Raw genomic sequence first — 20,489 nt, 5'->3', positions numbered from 1 at the left:
ATCATTGGTTTCTATACCCTTTCCGCCATCAGCATCTTACTCGGTGAGTTCCCAACAGAAATCACCCGCAGATTGCCACGTTATCCACAGATTCCCGCGACTTTACTGGGGCGCCTCGCCATCGACACGAGATCGCGCGCGGAGGGCCTTGGGGAATACCTTCTACTGGACGCTCTTCATCGCTCACTTCATCACTCACAGTCCATCGCTTCGTTCGCCGTCATCGTCGATGCACTCAATGAGCAGGCGGCAGAATTTTATGCACGATACGACTTCAGGCCGTTCCCAGAGCAAACTCTTCGGCTTTTTCTGCCGATGCATAAGATCGAGCCACTGTTCCCGGCGTTAGCCAAAGGACCGAACGGAGACCCCATGACCAAGATCACCGACATGCCCGAGGACGAGCGTCCGCGTGAGAAACTCCTCAAGCGCGGCGCCCAATCGCTCACCGACGCTGAGCTGCTGGCGATCTTTCTGCGCACCGGCATCACCGGCAAGAGCGCCATCGATCTGGCCCGTGATCTGATCAAGACCTTCGGTGGTCTGGCTGGCATGCTCGCTGCGAGCCAGCGCGATTTCTGCAAGGCCAAGGGCCTTGGCGATGCCAAGTATGCGCAGCTACAGGCGGTGATGGAGATCAACCGCCGCTATCTGCGCGAGGAGCTAACCGGTCGCGATGTCCTCACCAGCCCGGATGCCACGCGCGACTATCTCAAATTGCGCCTGCGCGGCCTCTCACATGAGGTCTTTGCCTGCCTGTTTCTCGATAACCGGCATCGCGTTATCGAGTATCAGGAGCTGTTCCGCGGCACCATCGATGGCGCCAGCGTGCATCCGCGCGAGGTGGTCAAGGAGGCCCTGCGCTGGAACGCCGCCGCGGTGATCTTCGCCCACAATCATCCCAGCGGCGTCGCCGAGCCCAGCCAGGCCGACCTGCACATCACCAAGCGCCTGCAGGAGGCCCTCAATCTCGTCGAGGTCCGCGTGCTCGATCACATCATCGTCGGCGAGCAAGACGGCACCTCGTTCGCCGAGCGCGGGCTGATTTAGCCTCAATGGGCGATTTGGTGATCATAGAAGTTGACGTTGGCTGCGTTTTCCATTAGCTTTTATCGGCTTAGTATTTCGCATTCATCGTGATCCGCCAGCGTCCTGCGTCGGCGGCGCACGTTGTGGCAGCGGTCGGCTCGAGGCTCCAGGACTCGCCCGCCCCATCGCCGCAGAGACCACCCGCATCGGAGCCCTGCACCACCATGTCCAAGATCTGTCAGGTCACCGGCAAACGGCCGCTGACCGGTAACAACGTTTCTCACGCCCACAACAAGACCAAGCGCCGGTTCCTGCCGAACCTGCACTATCATCGCTTCTGGGTCGAGAGCGAGAATCGCTGGGTTCGCCTGCGCGTCACGACCAAGGGCATGCGCGTCATCGACAAGCTCGGTATCGACTCGGTACTCACTGACATGCGCAAGCGTGGCGAGCGCGTCTGAGCCAGCGCCGAATCAACACCGAATCCACACCTACTCAGCATTCCAAGCACCCATAAGCATTCCAGGAGCGAGCAACCATGGCCAAGGCCGCACGCGATAAGATTCGCCTGAACTCCAGCGCTGGAACCGGGCACTTCTATACCACGACCAAGAACAAGCGCAATCAGCCGGGCAAGATGGAGATCAAGAAGTTTGATCCCGTGGTGCGCCAGCACGTGATGTACAAGGAAGGCAAGATTAAGTAGCGATTGGATTCGTCAGTGGTCACAGACTGCTAGCGAATCGGCGGTCTTGGGCCGCGTCGCATCCAAGGCCGGCAGCGATCCGGCAACGGAATCGACTCAGCAGCCGCGGTCTCGAAGGCCGCATGCTGGCCGCCAGAGGCTGCTGGACAGTCGCGAGCAAAGCCGGCCTCAACCAACAGACGCTCTACCCGAGTCCCATCGGGCAGCTCACACCAGCCGCTGATCACAGTGCTCTCCCCTCTCCGACAGCCGCGGCAGCGCACCGACTGACCCAGCAGTTGTGCCTGTAGGTAGCGACGCGCCTCGCGCGCGGACGCCGGCTGGTTCGTGATCACCACCTCATTCAGCCTGACCCGCGCCTCACCGACCTGCAGCAGTTGCGCACTCGACAACGCGCTGATCTCGCCCTCCACCTCGATATAGCAGAGCCACTGGCGCAGCAGGCCGATCAGTGGCAGCGCCAGCACCATGACCAGCAGGAGCCTGCGCGGGCGTCGCCAGCGCTTCAGACTGCGCGCCCAACCATTCACCTCTGCCCGAATGGCCGCAAACACGGGCCGATTCAGTGCGCATGTGGTGGTGGAACAGCCGCCGGCTGCGCCTGTTCTTGTGCCGACTCCTCTTCCGCCAGCCTCCGCTCGACAGCACCTGGCGATTGGGTGCCTCGCGCCAAGGCCGAATAGGCCACCGGCACCACGAACAGCGTGAACAGGGTCGCCGCGAGCACGCCAGAGAGGATCACGGTACCAATCACGGTGCGCGTCTCAGCACCCGCCCCGCTGCTGAGCAAGAGCGGGATCGAGCCGGCCGCCGTGGTGATCCCGGTCATGATGATCGGCCGTAAGCGCACGTCTGCGGCCTCCAACAACGCCGCATCGAAATCCTTGCCCTCATCGCGCAGTTGATTGGCGAACTCGACGATCAGGATGCCGTTCTTCGCCGCCAGCCCGACCAGCATGATCAGCCCGATCTGACTATAGATATTCAGCGACTGCCCGGTCAGCCAGAGTCCCAACAAGGCCCCGGCCATCGCCAGCGGCACCGTCAGCATGATCACCAGCGGATGCACCCAGCTCTCGAACTGCGCCGCTAGCACCAGATAGACCACCGCAATACCGAGCAGGAAGACGAACAGGATGCCCTGGCTCGAATCCTGGAAATCCGCCGACTGCCCCTTGTAGTCGATGATCGCCTGCTCCGGCAGATGCTCGGCCGCGAGGGCATTCAGATAGGCCAAGGCCTCGCCCAGCGGCAGCTCATCGGCGAGATTGGCCTCCAGCGTGATCGCGCGCACCCGATTGAAGCGGTTCAGGCTCTTCGACTCCGCGGTCTCATTCACCCGCACCAGATTCGACAGCGGGATCAGCTCACCGGTCTGCTGCGAGCGCACATACAGATTGCTCAGACTCGCCGGCGTGCGCTGCTCGTCGCGCTCGCCCTCGACGATGACATCGTATTCCTCGCCCGCATCCAGATAGGTGGTCACCCGGCGCGAGCCGAGCATGGTCTCCAGCGTGCGACCGATGGTCTCGACGGTGACACCGAGATCGGCGGCGCGGTCGTAGTCGATCTCCACGCGCAGCTGCGGCTTGGTCTCCTTGTAGTCCCAATCCAGCCCCTGCAGACCGGGGTTGTCCTGCTCGATCTCGGCGACCAGGGTATCGCGCCAGGCCGCCAGCTCCTCATAGGTGCCGCCGCCGATGACGAACTGCACCGGCTTTTGGATACGCGAGCCGAAGCCTTGGCGCATCACCGGGAAGGCGCGCACCCCAGGCAGATCCCCGAGCTTGGCACGGATCTCGTTCATGACGACCTGGCTCGGTCGTCGCTCACCGAACGGCGCCATCACCATGATCACGATGCCGCTGTTGAAGACCTCGGTATTGCCGAAGGCCCGCGGCGCGCGCACCAAGACCCGGATCGCCTCGCCGGACTCGGCATAAGGCAAGAGGCGGCGCTCAATCTCGTCCATGTACTCCTCCATGTAGCTGAAGGAGGCACCTTCCGGGCCGTTGACCAACACAAAGAAGGCGCCACGATCCTCGCTGGGCGCGTACTCTTTCGGCAACTGCTGAAACAGCCACCAGGCCAGCCCGAGGGTCACGATCAGCAGCAGCACGATCAGCCAACGCTGGCGCAAGAAGAAGGCCAACACCCGGGTGTAGCCAGCGCGCAGGCGCTCAAAGGCCCAGTCGACACCGGCGGTCAGGCTGACCCGCTGATGGGATTCCGGCAAGACCTTCGAAGCCAGCATCGGTGACAACGTCAGCGCGACGAAGGTCGAGAAGCTCACCGCCGCCGCCATGGTCAACGCGAACTCCGAGAACAGCCGCCCGATATCACCCTGCAGGAAGGCGATCGGCACGAACACGGCGATCAAGACGATGGTGGTCGCGATGACCGCAAAGCCGACCTGACGCGTGCCCCGATAGGCCGCGACCAAGCGCGTCTCGCCATACTGCTCCATGCGCCGATGGATGTTCTCGAGTACGACGATGGCATCGTCGACCACCAGGCCGATCGCCAGCACCAGCGCCAACAGCGTCAGGATATTGACCGTGAAGCCGAGCGCGAGCAGCACGCTGAAGGTGGCGATCAGCGACACCGGCACGGTCACCGCCGGCACCAACATCGCCCGCACCGAGCCCAGGAACAGGAAGATCACCAGCACCACCAGCACAATCGCGATCGCCAGTGTCTTGTAGACCTCGCCGATCGCGTCCTTGACGAACACTGAGGTGTCATAGCTCTGGAAGATCTGCATGCCCTGCGGCAGCGTCGGATTGACCCGCGCCATCTCGGTCTTGGCCGCATCGGCCACCGCGATGGTGTTCGCGGTCGACTGCTTGATGATGCCAAGCCCAACCATCGGCGTGCCATTGCCGCGGAACAGGGTGCGATCCTCCTCGGTCCCGCGCTCGACGCGCGCGACATCGCCTAAGCGCACCAGATAGCCGTCATCGCCGCGCGCGATCACCAGCCGCGCAAAGTCGGCCGCGGTACGGAAACTGCGCTCGGTGCGCACGCTGAATTGACGATCGATGGATTCGACCCCGCCGGCCGGCAGCTCGATGTTCTCGGCACGCAAGGCCTGCTCGACATCCGCCACCGTCAAGCCGCGGGCCGCCAAGGCATTGCGATCGATCCAGACCCGCATCGCATAGGTCTGGCTACCGCCAACCCGCACCCGCGCCACGCCATCGAGCACCGAGAAGCGATCGACCAGATAGCGCCGCGCATAATCGGTCAGCTCGGGCACGGTCATCTTCTCACTGGCCAGATTCAGCCACATGATCACATCGTCGCTGCTATCGACCTTCTGGATATCCGGTGGCTCGGCCTCGATCGGCAGCTGATCGAGCACGCCCGAGACGCGATCGCGCACATCGTTGGCGGCACCGTCGATATCGCGCCCGATCTTGAACTCGATGGTGATCTTCGACTCGCCGTCCTCGGAGGTTGACTCGATGCGCTCGATGCCCTCGACGCCAGCGATCCGATCCTCGATCAGCTGCGTGATGCGGGTCTCGACCACCGAGGCCGCAGCGCCCGGATAGACGGTTTCGACCGAGACCACGGGTGGATCGATATCTGGATACTCGCGCAGCGGCAGGCGATCGAAGGCGACTAGCCCGAAGGCCACCAGCAGCAGCGACAGGACACTGGCGAAGACCGGCCGAGTGACAGCAAGATCGGACAGGATCAAGGGATGCGCTCCAGGGTGTCGCCGCTGTTACTGGCCGGCTGCGCCAGCAATTCCGCGAGCGGCCGGCTGCCGTCATCGATCGCCATGACCTGCACCGGCTGCCCCGGACGCGCCTTGTCGGCCCCATGAGTGATCACCCGCTCACCCAGCTTCAGGCCGGCCAGGATCTCGACCTCTCCCGGGCGCCGCAGACCGACCTCAACCGGTCGGCGCTCAGCCGTCATCTCGCCATCGGCACCCTCCTCGACCACCAAGACGGCGTGCTCGGCACCGCGCTGCAGGATCGCCGCCTCCGGCACCATCACCGCCTCACGCGGATCGCGCAGTAGCTCGACCTGCATCAACAGCCCAGGCCGCAACGTCCGCTCGGGGTTGTCGATTCGGGCGCGGACCTGAACCGTGCGGGTGACTGGATCGATCCGGCTGGCGACGCTCGACACCTCACCTTCGAAGCGGCGATTGCCGAGCGCGGGGGAGCGCGCTTCGATCGCCAGCCCTGGCTTCAGTGACGGCAAGAACAGGCTCGGCACTGGGAAATCCAGCTTCATCGAGCGATCGTCATCGAGTGTCGTGATCACATCGCCAGGCTCAACCAGCGCGCCGAGGCTGATGTTGCGCAGCCCGACTACGCCAGCGAAGGGGGCCTTGATCAATCGATCAGCCAGCTGAGACTCGATCGCGGCCAAGGTCGCACGCGCCGCGCGGAGGTCACGCCGCCGCTCATCGAGCAGCGAGGCCGAGGCCGAGCCGGTGGCCTCGAGTGATTTCACGCGCTGGTATTGTTGCTCGGCCTCCGCGAGCCGCGCCTGAGCCTCTTCCAGGCGCGCATGCTGCTCGCGGCTGGTCATCTCGACCAGCACGTCGCCGGCCGCGACCTGTTGACCGTCTTCAAAGCGAATCACTGATATGGTCTCGGTCACCGTCGCGGTGATGGTGACGGACTCATTCGCGCGCAGCGTCCCCAGGGCCTCGACCCGATCGGCGACCTCCGCGACCCGTGCCTCGCTCAGGATCACCCCTGGCGATTGCGGCTGAGCCCAGCTGCTGCCAGTGACCAGAAGCAGACCCAACAATCCTAGTGTTGCCCTCGACATCGTCATCAACTCATGGTTTCCGGTTCAGGTGAAGATGGGGTGCTCAGCACAAAACTCATCAGGAACCGACCTGCCTCCGTCGGCTCAGACGCGTTTGGCCTCCGCCAACAGGCAACAATCATCGATAGAAGTTCGCCCCAGCCAGCCGCCTGCGGGCGAACTGAGCGCAGGTACCGGATCGGGCGACAGATCGGGCGACAGGTCAGCCCGCGACCTTGGCGATCCGTTCCAAGGCATGCTCGAGATTCTGCTGGCTGGTGGCGATCGAGATGCGTGCATATCCGGGCGAGCCAAACGCGGAGCCAGGCACCAGGGCAACGCCGGCCTGTTCGATCAGGTACTCAGCGAGCTCGAGGTCGTCGCGCACGCCGTCGATCGCGTCGATGAGGCCTTGGACCTTCGGAAAGACGTAGAAGGTGCCATCGGTGGGCAGGCAGTCGATGCCGGGGATGGCGTTGAGACGTTCGACGACGAGGTCGTGACGCGCCTTGAACGCGGTGAGCATCTCGCCGATGCAGTCCTGCGGTCCTTCGAGTGCGGCCTGAGCCGCGACCTGGGAGATCGAGGTTGGATTCGAGGTGCTCTGTGACTGGATCTTCTTCATCGCCTTGATCACCGACTCCGGCCCACCGGCGTAACCGATACGCCAGCCGGTCATCGAGTATGCCTTGGAGACGCCGTTGAGCACCAGGGTGCGCGGAAGCAGGTCCGGGCAGACGTTGACGATATTGACGAAGGGCTGTCGCTCTGGCCAGACGATATGCTCGTACATGTCGTCGGTGGCGATCAGCGTGCGCGGGAACTCGCGCAGTACCTCGCCCAGTGCGGCCAGCTCAGCTTGGGTGTAGGCCATGCCGGTCGGGTTGGATGGGCTGTTGATGACGACCAGCCGGGTCTTGTCGGTCATCGCGCCGCGCAGCTGGTTGGGCGTCATCTTGAATTGCTGCTCGGCGCCGGCGTGGACCAATACGGGCGCGGCACTCGCGAGCAGCACCATGTCCGGGTACGACACCCAATAAGGCGCTGGGATGACGACCTCATCGCCCGGGTCGAGCACGGCTTGCGCCAGGTTGAAGAAGCTCTGCTTGCCACCGCAGGAGACCAGGATCTGCTCCGGGGCGTAGTCGATCCCGTTGTCGCGCTGGAACTTGGCGATGATCGCCCGTTTGAGCTCAGGGGTCCCGTCGACCGCGGTATATTTGGTGAACCCGGCGTTGATCGCCTCGATCGCCGCTTGCTTGATGTGATCCGGGGTGTCGAAATCCGGCTCGCCGGCGCCGAGACCGATGACGTCCTTGCCGGCCGCGCGCAGCTCTTTGGCACGCGCGGTGATCGCAAGGGTGGCCGATGGCTTAACGGATTGGACACGAGTGGAGAGCTTGATGGTCATCGGTGGTGGGTTCCGGATAGCGCGATTGAAGTTGGCGAGGGGCGGCTGTTAAGCGGGCGATAGGCTGCACGAGCGCCTTGCCTGCGACGCAGATTGGCTTTCTGGGACAAGCACCCGATCATAACGAATCGGAAACGACTGCGCGACGCATGCAGCGAGCCTCCGGTCACAACGCACACTGTGTCACGCGCAGGTCGGCCGTTGGCGCATCCCTGGCTCCCACATACGGCAACGCCGAACGGCCCAGTAAGAACGACGTCCGGAAACACGCCTCTATGTCTCGATCCTTTGAGCTCGTCTCGCAGTTTCAGCCCGCCGGCGATCAGCCCGAGGCCATCCGCCGGCTGGTCGAGGGGCTCAACGACGGCGAGGCCGGCATGACCCTGCTCGGGGTCACCGGCTCCGGTAAGACCTTCAGCATCGCTAACGTCATCGATCGGGTGCAGCGCCCGACCCTGATCCTGGCGCCGAACAAGACCCTGGCCGCCCAGCTCTACGGCGAGATGCGCGAGTTCTTCCCGCACAATGCGGTCGAGTACTTCGTCTCCTACTACGACTATTACCAGCCTGAGGCCTATGTGCCGGCCTCCGATACCTATATCGAGAAGGATGCCTCGATCAACGAACACATCGAGCAGATGCGCCTGTCGGCGACCAAGGCGCTGTTGGAACGCCCCGACGTCATCCTGGTCGCGACGGTGTCCAGCATCTACGGTCTTGGCGACCCCGAGGCCTATCTGAAGATGGTGCTGCACCTATCGCGCGGCGATCTGATCGATCAGCGTGCCATCCTGCGCCGGCTCTCGGCGCTGCAGTACCGGCGCAATGAGATCGAGCTCTCGCGCGGGTCTTATCGGGTGCGTGGCGATGTGATCGACATCTACCCGGCCGAATCGGACGACGAGGCGGTGCGCATCGAGCTGTTCGACGACGAGATCGAAAATCTATCGCTGTTCGACCCGCTCACCGGCGAGTCCAAGCGCAAGGTGGCGCGCTACACGGTCTTCCCAAAGACCCATTACGCAACGCCGCGCGAGGTCATCCTCAACGCCATTGAGCAGATCAAGGTCGAGCTCAAGGACCGGCTCAATTGGCTGCGCGACAACGATAAGCTGGTCGAGGCGCAACGGCTCGAGCAACGCACCATCTTCGATCTGGAGATGATGGTCGAGGTCGGCTATTGCTCTGGGATCGAAAACTACAGTCGCTACCTCTCTGGGCGCGGACCCGGCGAGCCGCCGCCGACGCTATTCGACTATCTCCCGAAGGACGCGCTCATCGTCATCGACGAGAGCCATGTGACGGTGCCACAGCTTGGCGGCATGTTCCGCGGCGACCGCTCGCGCAAGGAGAACCTGGTCGATTACGGCTTCCGGCTGCCCTCGGCGCTCGATAACCGGCCGCTGCGCTTCGAGGAGTTCGAGGCACGGCGACCACAGGCCATCTTTGTCTCAGCGACCCCGCGTCAGTACGAGCTCGATCACTCTGGCGCGGTGATCGAGCAGGTGGTGCGCCCGACCGGCCTGATCGACCCCGAGGTCGAGGTGCGCCCGGCGCGCACCCAGGTCGACGATCTGCTCTCTGAGATCGGGCTTCGCACGGCCCAGCATGAGCGCGTGCTGGCAACCACGCTGACCAAGCGCATGGCCGAGGATCTGACCGATTATCTGGGCGAGCACGGCATCCGCGTGCGCTATCTACACTCGGATATCGATACGGTGGAGCGCGTCGAGATCATCCGGGATTTGCGGCTCGGCGAGTTCGACGTGCTGGTCGGCATCAACCTGCTACGCGAAGGCCTGGACATGCCGGAGGTCTCGCTCGTCGCCATCCTGGATGCCGACAAGGAGGGCTTCCTGCGCTCGGAGGGCTCGCTGATCCAGACCATCGGCCGCGCAGCGCGCAACGCCAACGGCAAGGCCATCCTCTACGCTGATGCGATCACCGGCTCGATGCGCCGCGCCATCGACGAGACCGATCGGCGCCGCGCCAAGCAGGTCGCCCACAACCTCGCGCACGGCATCACGCCACAGACGATCAAGAAGGCGGTCTCCGATATCCTCGAGGCCCACACCCCAGGCGCGCCGATGAAGGCCCGTGACTATGCCAAGGTCGCCGAGGAGATGGCCGAGTACGCCGACCTGACACCGGTGCAGATGGCGAAGAAGGTCAAGAGCCTAGAGAAGGCGATGTACAAGGCCGCCAAGGATCTGGAGTTTGAGAAGGCGGCGGCGCTGCGCGATCAGATCAAACAGCTGCGCGCGCGCGGCTTGGCGGCCTGACATCATTCGCTAAAGTCCCAGTTCATCCACCTGCCGTCGTGCAAGTAGGCGCCAGGTTTGTGCAATATTGGAGTTGAACTCCGATATTACACAAACTATGATGGGTCACATGATCCCACGACTCCTGCAAGGCGAGCTGCTCACTCAGCTCAACGAATACCCAATCGTCACTGTGCTTGGGCCACGACAGGCGGGCAAGACCACACTGGTGCGCTTGGCGATGCCTGACTTCGACTACATCAGTCTGGAAGATCCGGACAACCGGCAACTCGCCGCAGAAGATCCCCGTGCCTTCCTCAAGGCGTATCCTGATCGTGTCATTTTCGATGAGATTCAGCGCGCCCCGCACCTGTTGAGCTACCTACAGAGCATCGTGGATGCCGATAACCGCACTGGTCGCTTTGTCCTGACCGGCTCGCATCAATTGGAACTGCGCGCGGCCATCAGCCAGTCGCTGGCCGGCCGCACCGGTCTGCTGCATCTGTTGCCGCTGTCGATTGCCGAATTGTCCGGCGGCGGCATCACGTTCGACAGCTTCGAGCACTATGCCTTCAACGGCTTTCTGCCACGGATTCATGACAAGTCGCAGCGCCCGCGCACCGCTTACGCCAACTACTATCAAACCTATGTCGAACGCGATGTGCGGCAGTTGATCAAGCTCAAGGATGCCGGCCTGTTTGAGAAATTCATCAAATTATTGGCAGGGCGTGTCGGCCAGATCATGAATCATCAGTCGCTGGCCAATGATGTCGGCGTCGACGGCAAGACCATTAAGGACTGGCTATCGATTCTGGAAGCCTCCTTTGTCGTCTTCAAACTCTCGCCCTATTTCGAGAACTTCGGCAAGCGCGTCATCAAGTCGCCCAAGTACTATTTCATCGAGCCTGGCCTGCTGGTCTATCTGCTGGATATCGAAAAACCCGAGCAGATCGCGCGTGACCCCCTGCTGGGGAGCCTGTTTGAGAATCTGGTCGTCGTCGAAGCACTCAAGGCGCGTTTACACCGCGGCCGAACTGCCAATCTCTATTTTTTTCGCGACAGCCACGGCAATGAGATCGATCTGCTGCACAAGAGCGGCGGCGAAATGACGGGCGTTGAAATCAAGGCGGCAGAGACCTGGCACACCGTCTTCAAGGCTAGCCTGAAGCGTTTTTCTGCAACACTCCACCCCTTGCATCGCCAAGCGATCATCTATCGCGGCAAACCTTGGCGTTTTGAAGACGGCGTGCAGGCGATGGATTACCGTTCGGTGGATGAGCTGTTCGGTTTCGCATAAAGGATGCGTCGACGGAGGCTATCGCTCATCAGATCACTGGAACGATGAGTTGCTTCAGGCGCTCATCGGCTGGATCAGAATCGGCATCACTCAGCAACGGATGTGAGGTGCCGGATGCAAGCGCTCCCTTCATCAGGCACCGCGCGGAGGCGGCGCACTCGCAGCCGCTAGCGTCTTGCGCAGATCGGCCTCCATCTGCTCCAGCTCCAGGCTCGCCGCGGCACGGGCGCGCTTGCCTTCGTCGGCGATCTGCAGGCTCTCTTCGATGGTCTCGATCAATGAGCGGTTGGCCTCCTTGACCGTCTCGATATCAAAGACACCGCGCTCGATCTGACGCCGCGCCTCGGCATTGGCGGTCTTCAGATTCGCCGCATTGGCCTTGAGCAAGTCATTGGTCAGATCGGTAGCCGCCTTGACCGTCTCGGCGGCACGCCCTGAGCGGTAGATGGTGACTGCCTGCGCCAGCTGCTGGCGCCAGAGCGGCACGGTGTTGACCAGGGTCGAGTTGATCTTGCCGATCAGTCCCTTGTCGTTCTCCTGCACGAGGCGGATGCTCGGCAGCGCCTGCATCGCCACCTGCCGGGTCAACCGCAGATCGTGCACACGGCGCTCGAGATCATCCCGCGCGCTGCGCAGATCGCGCAAGTTCTGTGCCTCGACCATGTCTTCGGCCTGCTCGACCTTGGCGGCGAGTGCCGGGATGGTCTGCTGATCCAGCTCGTCAAGCTTGGCCTCGCCGGCGGCGATGTAGTGTTCCAGCTCACGGAAGTAATCGAGGTTGGCCTCGTAGAGCCGGTCGAGCGCGGTCACATCGGTGAGTAGCCGGGTCTTGTGCCGCTCCAGATCGATGCTGATGCGGTCGATATGATCGCGCACCGCCTCGTATTCCTGCAGGAAGCGCATGATCGGCTTGCCGGCACCAAACAGCCGCTTGAAGAAACCGGGCTTGGCGTTCGGGTCTAATCCCTCGACATCAAACCCACGCAGCGTGCCGACCATCTCGCTGAGGGTCTGGCCGGCGGCGCCGGTGTCTTTGTTGCGCACCCCTTCCAGCATCTGGTCGGAAACTGCGGTGAGCTGTTGCTGCGCCTTGGCGCCGAAGTGCATGATCGCGCTGCTGTCGGTCAGATCCAGCTCGGCCAGCAGCGCCTTGATCTCGGCGCGCTCGGCGGGCGGCGCATCGGCTAGGGCAACAATCCCTTGGCCGGTCTCAGCGCCCTGATGCGGGCGGGATGGGACGCTCAGTTCAGGTGCCAACTGGGCGCTGGCTTCAACCAGACCCTGGGGCTGTCGCGGCTGCTCGTTCTCGCTCATAGTGGGTGATCGTCGCTCGGTTGAATGGCCTTGATGGAGATAACGTCTGGATTTTCGCCGAAAACGTCCTTGGAGGGGATAGTAAACCCGGGCAACAAAAGGAATAGCAAACAGGAGCGACAACGCAAAAGCCGCATCACTTGACGCTCGCTCGGCCAAACCTGAGACTTGCAACAGCCAGCCGGATGACTTGACGCTTGCTCAGCCGCCCCTGAGACGCGTAGAGGCTTGGTCATCTCGTTCGATGTCCAGTTACCCGATGAACGACGGCCACGCTCGCCTCCACCCTACTCTTCATCACCCGACCCTTCATCACCCGACCCTTCATCACCCTGACCTGACGCTAGGAGTCTGCTATGCCGCGCGCCCTCACCCCGATCATCCGTCCCGGCGGTCTGCTCATCTTGGGCGCCATCCTCGGTGGGTGCGGCGGTACGCTCGTCGCCCCCGAAGGTCCGGCATCGAACGCCTTCCTCGACAAGGTCGATGACCGATGCGGCAAGCTCAGCGTCGGCGGTCAGCCGATCAACTACTTGTTAGACGTCAACAGCAATGATACGACCTTCCTCGACGAGACCGCCAAACTCGGCGCCGGGATGATCGATGGCCAGACCTACGCCAACGATCTGAACAGCTTCTATCCCACGGGCAACAACCAGGCCGCTATTCGCTGCGTCGTCGGCCTGGTCGATGAGGGTTAACGTCCATCCACATTCCGAAAGACATGTAAACGCCCTCCCAAATAGCCGAGCGGATGCTGCCAAGCGGGCCTCTGACGAGGCCTGCTTGCGGCGATCCATCGCTGTCACAGGAGACGAAGCCGCTAGCGAATCCCCTCCTGATCCAGCTGCTTCTTCAGCACCTCGATCTGCACATCGAGGTCGAGCACATCGGCCTCGCGTAAGCGCTCGCGCTGGCGTTGGAACTGCTCTTCGATGGTGAGCAGCACGGTGCGGAAGTTCTGCTCGAGTTCGACCGAATCGACGTGCCGATGGGTGCGTGCATAGCCGTCCGATACCTGCTCCGCGCCTTCTAGGAAGACGGTCAAGAATCGCCGAGCGCGGCGCAGGTCGGAGGGACGCTCGGCAATCTGCGCCAGGATGCCACGCCCTAGCTCGGCGATACGCGCCAGCCGCTGGCTCAGCTCGCGATTGCCAATCGCCCCAGCGGCGCGCTCGATGGTGATGAGCCGATCTTCGGCCTCGGCAAGGGCCTCGATCACCGCCCGCGATTCCTTATCTTGCGCTGTCAGTGGCGTCCCTACTCGCAGTGGCTCCAAGCCATAGAGCAGGTGATAAGCCAATACGGCGACGGCCGCAAAACCGAGGCCGACCCCGAGCAGATGGCCAACGCCATAGACAGCGGCAACGCAGGTGCCAGCCGCTAGCGAGGCCGCAGCGAGATTACGCAACGGAAATTGCCAGCGCCGCCCAGGCTGGCTGAAACGCCGTTGCTCTGCCTGCGCAGCGGGCAGCAACGATGCCCGCCGCGTCAGCAACGCGGCCAAGGCGACCAAGCCCCAAGCTGAAGCATCGCCGATGAAGCCATCAAGCCGTCCCGCGACGAGCGCACTCAAGGCGGCCAGGATCAACGGCGCCGAGAACAGCCAAAGCAGCCAAGCGCGCACCGGGCGCGGTCGCATCGGCACGGCAACAGCCGGCGAAGACACAGCAGGTGAAGACACAGCAGGCGTTGCATTCGTTGGCGCTAGGGCCTGACGCTTTGCCAGCAGCCATTGCGCCGCGGGGCCGGTCACGCCCAGCCGATTGAGCAGCGTTTGCAGGTCTTGTGGCGATTGGCGCATGGTGGCTAGAGAAAAAACAGCGACTGGCAGGAAACAAGGCCCAAGCTCCAGAAGAGCAGAAAGGCACCCAGGAAACGAGCACCGAGACTGGGTCGCGACGGCGGTTGCGACGGCGGTTGCGACAACGGGTGCAACGGCTGTTGCGACGGGGTTTGCGTCGGTGGCTTGGTGACAGTGGAGGCGTTTGGCATCTAAGCTGTTATTTGCTCTGGTTGGCCTTGAGGGGCGCTCGAATCGGTCAGCGCTTGGCAGCTTGCCGCCGCGCATGTGAATATTATGGCCATTCCCTGATCGCCAGACAAAACAAGCCAGAACAGCTCGCGTTCGCGCGATGGCCCAATCTCGCAGTCAGCGCAGATGGCACGATAACGGGGAAGCCAAGGCTTCAGCGGCCTGACGCCCCGTCGTCAAGCTCTGGCCAGAAGCTGTAGCGATACAGTCAGCAAGACAGCCAGCGAGACGACTCGCGGAACAATCGACCTTGCGAAGCATGGACACTAACGCCACGGAATAGGTTACCCTGCACCCCGCCAAAGCGGTTGAACCCCGCGCTAACCTCAGACGAGATCGACAGGCACCGATGGACGATACGCTGAAACGCCTCCTTGATGCCGAGATGAAGGCCGAAAGCCTCGCTCAACAGGCCGAGCAAGAGCAAGAGCGCATCATCCAAGCGGCCTTGCGTGATGCCCGCGCGGAAGATGAGCGTTTCACCGCGCGCATCCCGGACTTGCACCGAGGCTTCATCAGCAAGGCTGAGGAGCGCGCAGAGCAGACCGTCGCCGAGCTCAAACGCCGCTACGAAGAACGCCATGTGCATCTGCGTGAATCCGCGGAAGCGCGTGAACAGGAGGCCCTCGACGCCGCCTTCGCCCTGTTGCTCGACACGCAGCGCTAAGCCTTTCGGATCGCCATCAGCGGTATGCACGAGCCTTACCTCAATACCCGTGTCTCGGCCATGGCCGAACATCTGGTCGATCCGGATGAGGTGATGACCCTGTGCGGACTCTCACTGCCAGAGCTTGCTCAGCGGTTCGGGCTCGAGGGCTTGTTGGAGGATTCGCTCGATCGCCGTGCGAAGAGCCGCAGCGTCAAGCAGGCACTGATCAATACCCTGCTCGACGAGCTGCGCATCCTGATCCGCCCGATGGCGGCCGCAGAGGCCGGGTTGATCCTCGCCTGGGGCCGCAAATACGCACTCTTCAACCTCAAAACCCTGCTGCGCGGCAAGTTGTACGAATTAGACCAAGCCGAGATCCGCGCCAACCTCTTTGAGTTGCCGGCGCATGTGCGTCTGCCCCAACAAGACCTCTTCCAGGCCGAAGGTGTGCTTGAGCTGCTGCGTAAGCTGGAGCAAGGTCCCTACAGCCTGATCGCGAAGCAGGCACGCGAGGTCTTCGAGCAGAAACGCGATCCCTTCGCCCTCGAAGCCGCCATCGATCAACGCTACTACAGCGAGATGGCGCGTCGGCTGCAGCAGGTGCATGAAAGCAGCCAGCCTGAGCTGAAACAACTGCTCGGCGCGGTGCTCGATCGCGTCGCGCTGATGTGGTTGTTACGCTTTCGCTTCTCGTATGCGCTCTCGCCGAGTGAGACCTTCTATCAGTTGGTTCCCTCGGTGCGCCTGCTGCATCGCGACCGACTGCTGACGCTGGTCAATCTCGACAGTCTTGAGGAGATCATCGCCGCCCTGCCGGAACCACTGAAGAGCGCGCTCGCCGGCAGCCAGAGTGCGATCGAGGTGCAGCAACGCCTCGGCGGTTATGTCACCCAGGAGGCTCGTCGCCTGCTCGCCCGTGGCCACTCCGGCGTCGCTCGCAGCCTCGCCTATTTGATCCTGCGCGAGCACGGCGTGCTCATGCTGTTCGCCTTGGTGCAAGGACAACTGCTGGGCCTACCGCGCGATCTGGTCGAGATCGCTGTCGAGGCGCATCCACCGGATTGTGCGCTGCCTTTGCAGTCCGCCGCGTGATTACATAGGCCCCGCCTCGCACCGCCGATCACCATCGAGTCCATGTCAGTCAACAAACAACAGCTCCTGTCAGCCATCCAGCAACAACTGCTGTCGCTATGGGCCCTGCTGCGTGGGTTCTGGGCGAAGCTGATGGCAAAGGCCAAGCCCCAGCTTCGGGCCATCGCTGCCAAGGCTGAACCGCAGATCCGAGCCATCGCTGCAAAGGTTGAGCCGCAGATCAGTGCCATCGCCGCCAAGGTCGAGCCTCAAACCCGGGCCATCACAGCCAAGGCTGGTCCCGCCTTGCGTCAAGTTGGCCCCCTGGCCGGCCAGGTCTGGAGGGAGCTGCGGTCACCAGACAGCTGGCGTGAGATCAGGCTGCGCCCATTGCTGATGAAGCACGTCCGGCTGTTGGTGATCACCGACGATCTCCCGCAGGCCTCGCTGACCCTGGCCGAGACCGAGAGCTTCCACCCCGACACCCGCCCACCCGAGGAGCAGCTGCTGAGCGGCATCCCAGGTCGCGACTACCGCGAGATCTATCAGCAGGCCCATGGCCGGCTCGAGAAGATCGCCAAGGTGGTTACCGTCGACGCAGAGCCGGATCTCGATGAGGTGCGGGTGATCGAGCGCGACGAGCTGCGCGCCATCAACGAGCAGCTGACCGAGCGCTGGGCCGAGGCCTCGCGCTTCGAGGAAGGATTTCGGCGCATCGATGAGCAGGATCGCTTCATCCGCGAGCAGCAGGCCTCACTCGAAAACTTCAGCAACCTGGATATCGATCTCGGAGCGCTGCGCAACAAGACCCGTTTTCTCGACTTCTATGTCGGCGTGGTGCCACGCGAGAACGTGAGTCGGCTGCAGGGAGCGGTGACCCTCGCCGATCATCTGCTGTTTACCTATCTGGAACGTGGCCAGAGTGCGCATGTGGTCATCGTCGGGCCGCGTGGTGAGCAAGAGAGCCAACTCGCCTCGGTACTCAGCTCGGCGAGTTTTCAACCCTTGCCGATTCCCGTTGGGCTTGAGGATGCCAGTCCGGAGCAAAAGCAGGACGAACTCAGTGCTAAGCGCCAGCAACTGCAGGCTGAGCGCAAAGCCCTGAGTGCCGAGGTGGACGCCTGGGAGCAGGCGCATCGCGCGTTTCTGCGCTCGGCGCGGCAGGTGCTGCAGATGGCGGCCCCCTTTGTCACCCTCGATCCATCGATCCGCAGCGCCGGCCATCTCGCCGTGGTCTGCGGCTGGGTGCCGGCCCGCGCACTCAGCGAGCTGGAGACGCGCCTGCGCGCCAGTCTGGCCCTGCCGTTCGAGCTGACGAGCCGCGATCCAACGCCCGCCGAGCGTCCGTTAGTGCCCACGGTCGCGAGCACGAATCGTCTGCTCGCCCCCTTCGCGACCTTGGTCAAACAATACGGCATCCCGCAATACGGCGAAGTTGATCCGACGCCGTTGTTCGCGGTGACCTTCCTGCTGATGTTCGGCTCGATGTTCGGCGACATCGGCCAAGGCGCGGTGATTGCCGGCGCCGCCTGGGCGTTTCGCGCGAAGCTCGGCAGCTTTTACCGTTTTGGTGTCATGGCCGGCCTCTCATCGATGTTCTTCGGCGCCCTCTACGGCAGCCTCTTCGGCTACGAGGATGTCCTCCCCGCGCTGTGGAAGAGTCCGATCCACCATCCGATCCTGATGCTGCAGATCGCGCTCGGCTATGGGGTGCTGTTCATCGCCATCGCCTGCGGGCTCGCCATCTACAACCGACTCGCGGTCAAGGATCTGGCCGCCGCGCTGTTTGCCCATCATGGCGCGGTCAATCTGCTGTTCTATCTGGCCCTAGTCTGGGGCGCGGTGAGCTTGGCCACAAGCGGCAACTTCGGCAGCCTGCCGCTGATCCTGATCATCCTGTCGCTGCTGATGCTTGCCGGCTATGCTTGGTCGCACCTGAAAGCACCGATGGGCGAAAAGATCCTGGTCGTGTTCATCGAGACCTTGGAAACCGTCATCGGTTACATCTCGAACACGCTCTCGTTTCTCCGCGTTGCCGCCTTTAGCCTCAACCACGCCGCGCTCTCACTCGCGGTCCTCACGCTGGCAGGCATGATGGGGCCCGCGGGCCATGTCATCACGGTGATCTTGGGTAACGTCTTCGTGCTGGTGCTCGAAGGCGGCATCGTCATGATCCAGGTGATGCGCCTGCAATACTACGAGGGCTTCTCGCGCTATTTCTCCGGCGATGGGCATGAATTCTCACCGCTTAAACTGCGCCGCGGCCCGGCCTGATTGATTTCCACACCCACATCCCACTGATTCCGACTATCGAACCCCGAGGAATTCATCCATGTACTGGCTCGTCGCACTGATATCCGTCGCCATCGTCGGTCTGATTCTGACCGGTCTTGCGCTTGAGCTCCGGCCGGCAGGCAGGCCGCTGCAGTTACCGCGCTGGACTGCGCCCGCCATGGGCACACAGCTGGTCGTCTTTGTCGGCGCTCAGCTCGGGCTTCTGCTGCTTGGTATCAACGATGCCTTCGCGGAGGAGACAGCCGGCGCCGTCGATGCAATCGAGATCAGCACCGGCATGGGGCTGGCGATCATTGGCGCTGGCATCCCGACCGGACTCTCAACCATCGGTGCCGGCATTGCTGTTGGCCCGATTGGCGCCGCTTCGCTCGCCGCGATTACCGAGAAGCCGGAAAACCTTGGCCGCACGCTGATCTATCTTGGTCTGGCCGAGGGTATCGCGATTTACGGTCTGGTCATCTCGATCCTGCTGCTGAATCGCATCTGAGCCGCTGCACCGAACTGCTGCAAAGCCCTGAGCCCTGAGCCCTGAGCCCTGATGAGCGAGCACACACCCAGCGATAGCCCGGCGGCCTCTAACGCGGCCTCCAGCGCAGCTTCCATCGCGCAAGCCCCACCGACACGGATGCTGTTCCTTGGCGAGGACAGTCTCGCCGAGGGCTTCAGCGTGATCGGCTTCGAGACGCATCCGAATCCGGCTCCGGCCGAGGTCGATCGGGTCTTTCGCGAGCTGCTCGCGGCACGCGATCAGGCCTTCGTGATCGTCGATGACGCGGTGATGAACATGGATGTCGAGCACCTGAAACGGGTCCGCCGCGAGGGCGGGCGCATCGTCGTCGTCGCCGTGCCGCCGCTCGCCGCGCCGCCGAAGCTCGGCAGCGAGGTCGCGGATCGGCTCGCCAGCATGTTCGGGGCCGGCCTCTAGGCCTCTGGACCTCTCGACTCACTCATGCCACCCAACGCCATGCAACCGACCGCCTCCAAGGACTCGACGTGACGACCCAAGCAGATCAGCTCGAGAACGCCATCCTGGCCCGCGCCGAGCGCCTGGCCAAAGAATATCGCGAGCGCGCCCAGCGCTCGCGCGACAGCATCCTGCGCGAGGCGGCGGAGAAGCTGCGCCTGCGCGAGCAACGCGAGGAGGCGATCGCCAAGACCCTCGGCGATCGCGCCTACCGCCAGCAGGTCCAGGCCGAGGAGCTCAAGCTGCAGAGCCATTTGGACCTGGTGCGCTGGAATCTGGTGCGCGAGGTCGAGGGCCGCCTAGCCGAACAGATGCTGGCCTATGCCAAGGATAGCGCAGCCTATCTGCAGACCCTCACCGGCTTCATCGAGGCGGCCCTCGCTGAGATCGAGCACGAGGAGGTCGCGGTGCGCGCCAACAACGCCGACCGGAAACTGCTGAAGACCCACTGGGCCGACCTCGTCAGCAGGCTGCCGAGCGGAACCCAGGTCAAGCTGAGTGAGGAGCCGATCGAGGCCCTTGGCGGGGTCATGATCGAGAGCAGCGATGGCCGGATACGGGTCGACAATACCTTTGAAGGGCGCGTCGCGCGGCTGCAAGCACGGCTGCAGCAAGTCATCCTGGAGCGGCTGGTGCCGAGCGGCTTCGATACCGGCAGCATCTTCGGGGGTTGATCAC

General features: G+C 63.0%; 18 protein-coding genes. 12 read left to right on the top strand and 6 right to left on the bottom strand.

Annotated elements, in window-relative coordinates:
• Positions 1–372: 372 nt before the first annotated feature.
• From radC to rpmG, 3 genes are all read left to right on the top strand, one after another.
• Positions 373–1,050: a RadC family protein gene (gene radC / locus CKO42_RS02645; RefSeq protein WP_200238243.1), complete on the top strand. Its 678-nt coding sequence runs from the start codon at positions 373–375 to the stop codon at positions 1,048–1,050.
• 203 nt (positions 1,051–1,253) lie between these two features.
• Complete coding sequence (gene rpmB / locus CKO42_RS02640; protein ID WP_200238241.1) at positions 1,254–1,490, top strand: 50S ribosomal protein L28; 237 nt, start codon at positions 1,254–1,256, stop codon at positions 1,488–1,490.
• Between the two features lie 77 nt (positions 1,491–1,567).
• Entirely contained in the window at positions 1,568–1,735 is a 168-nt protein-coding gene (gene rpmG / locus CKO42_RS02635; protein WP_093034499.1) for a 50S ribosomal protein L33, read from the top strand.
• A gap of 29 nt (positions 1,736–1,764) precedes the next feature.
• On the opposite strand, the gene CKO42_RS02630 is transcribed toward rpmG, so the two are convergent.
• The 4 genes from CKO42_RS02630 to CKO42_RS02615 all read right to left on the bottom strand — a co-directional run bounded on the left by CKO42_RS02630 (position 1,765) and on the right by CKO42_RS02615 (position 7,925).
• Positions 1,765–2,289, bottom strand: coding sequence for a hypothetical protein (locus CKO42_RS02630; RefSeq protein WP_200238238.1), 525 nt, complete (start codon positions 2,287–2,289; stop codon positions 1,765–1,767).
• 8 nt (positions 2,290–2,297) lie between these two features.
• Positions 2,298–5,441 carry an efflux RND transporter permease subunit gene (locus tag CKO42_RS02625; RefSeq protein ID WP_200238235.1) on the bottom strand — a complete coding sequence of 1,048 codons (3,144 nt, stop codon included), beginning with the start codon at positions 5,439–5,441 and terminating at the stop codon, positions 2,298–2,300.
• On the bottom strand, positions 5,438–6,535 hold the full coding sequence (locus CKO42_RS02620) for an efflux RND transporter periplasmic adaptor subunit (protein ID WP_200238232.1): 1,098 nt from the start codon (positions 6,533–6,535) through the stop codon (positions 5,438–5,440). Before CKO42_RS02620 ends, CKO42_RS02625 begins: the two co-directional genes overlap by 4 nt.
• A 202-nt stretch (positions 6,536–6,737) precedes the next feature.
• A complete protein-coding gene (locus tag CKO42_RS02615; RefSeq protein ID WP_200238229.1) occupies positions 6,738–7,925 on the bottom strand; it encodes a pyridoxal phosphate-dependent aminotransferase in 1,188 nt (395 codons plus the stop codon).
• A 275-nt stretch (positions 7,926–8,200) separates the two neighbouring features.
• Here CKO42_RS02615 and uvrB point away from each other — a divergent pair, with 275 nt between their 5' ends.
• Both uvrB and CKO42_RS02605 read left to right on the top strand, forming a co-directional pair.
• A complete protein-coding gene (gene uvrB / locus CKO42_RS02610; RefSeq protein ID WP_200238225.1) occupies positions 8,201–10,207 on the top strand; it encodes an excinuclease ABC subunit UvrB in 2,007 nt (668 codons plus the stop codon).
• 109 nt (positions 10,208–10,316) lie between these two features.
• Positions 10,317–11,483, top strand: coding sequence for an ATP-binding protein (locus CKO42_RS02605; RefSeq protein ID WP_200238220.1), 1,167 nt, complete (start codon positions 10,317–10,319; stop codon positions 11,481–11,483).
• A gap of 132 nt (positions 11,484–11,615) precedes the next feature.
• Here CKO42_RS02605 and CKO42_RS02600 read toward each other — a convergent pair whose 3' ends face one another.
• Positions 11,616–12,797, bottom strand: coding sequence for a toxic anion resistance protein (locus CKO42_RS02600; RefSeq protein WP_200238217.1), 1,182 nt, complete (start codon positions 12,795–12,797; stop codon positions 11,616–11,618).
• Positions 12,798–13,153: 356 nt separating this feature from the next.
• Between CKO42_RS02600 and CKO42_RS02595 the strand changes: the two genes are divergently transcribed.
• Positions 13,154–13,498: a hypothetical protein gene (locus CKO42_RS02595; protein ID WP_200238214.1), complete on the top strand. Its 345-nt coding sequence runs from the start codon at positions 13,154–13,156 to the stop codon at positions 13,496–13,498.
• 122 nt (positions 13,499–13,620) lie between these two features.
• On the opposite strand, the gene CKO42_RS02590 is transcribed toward CKO42_RS02595, so the two are convergent.
• Positions 13,621–14,601 carry a 5-bromo-4-chloroindolyl phosphate hydrolysis family protein gene (locus tag CKO42_RS02590; protein ID WP_242479063.1) on the bottom strand — a complete coding sequence of 327 codons (981 nt, stop codon included), beginning with the start codon at positions 14,599–14,601 and terminating at the stop codon, positions 13,621–13,623.
• A 580-nt stretch (positions 14,602–15,181) separates the two neighbouring features.
• Here CKO42_RS02590 and CKO42_RS02585 point away from each other — a divergent pair.
• The 6 genes from CKO42_RS02585 to CKO42_RS02560 all read left to right on the top strand — a co-directional run bounded on the left by CKO42_RS02585 (position 15,182) and on the right by CKO42_RS02560 (position 20,485).
• Positions 15,182–15,499, top strand: a complete 318-nt coding sequence (locus CKO42_RS02585) for an ATPase (protein WP_200238211.1) — start codon at positions 15,182–15,184, stop codon at positions 15,497–15,499.
• Between the two features lie 24 nt (positions 15,500–15,523).
• Complete coding sequence (locus CKO42_RS02580) at positions 15,524–16,573, top strand: V0D/AC39 family V-type ATPase subunit (RefSeq protein WP_200238208.1); 1,050 nt, start codon at positions 15,524–15,526, stop codon at positions 16,571–16,573.
• A gap of 42 nt (positions 16,574–16,615) precedes the next feature.
• Entirely contained in the window at positions 16,616–18,826 is a 2,211-nt protein-coding gene (locus CKO42_RS02575) for a V-type ATP synthase subunit I (protein ID WP_420844255.1), read from the top strand.
• Positions 18,827–18,884: 58 nt separating this feature from the next.
• A complete protein-coding gene (locus CKO42_RS02570; protein ID WP_200238205.1) occupies positions 18,885–19,334 on the top strand; it encodes an ATP synthase subunit C in 450 nt (149 codons plus the stop codon).
• 138 nt (positions 19,335–19,472) lie between these two features.
• Positions 19,473–19,772, top strand: a complete 300-nt coding sequence (locus CKO42_RS02565; RefSeq protein ID WP_242479088.1) for a V-type ATP synthase subunit F — start codon at positions 19,473–19,475, stop codon at positions 19,770–19,772.
• Between the two features lie 68 nt (positions 19,773–19,840).
• Entirely contained in the window at positions 19,841–20,485 is a 645-nt protein-coding gene (locus CKO42_RS02560; protein WP_200238199.1) for a V-type ATP synthase subunit E family protein, read from the top strand.
• The last annotated feature ends 4 nt before the right edge of the window (positions 20,486–20,489 follow it).

Origin of the sequence: Lamprobacter modestohalophilus, from assembly GCF_016583905.1 — a bacterium.
Classification (GTDB): Bacteria; Pseudomonadota; Gammaproteobacteria; order Chromatiales; family Chromatiaceae; genus Lamprobacter; species Lamprobacter modestohalophilus.
The sequence above is the reverse complement of the archived record's forward strand: the minus strand, read 5'-3'. Positions and strand labels throughout refer to the sequence as shown.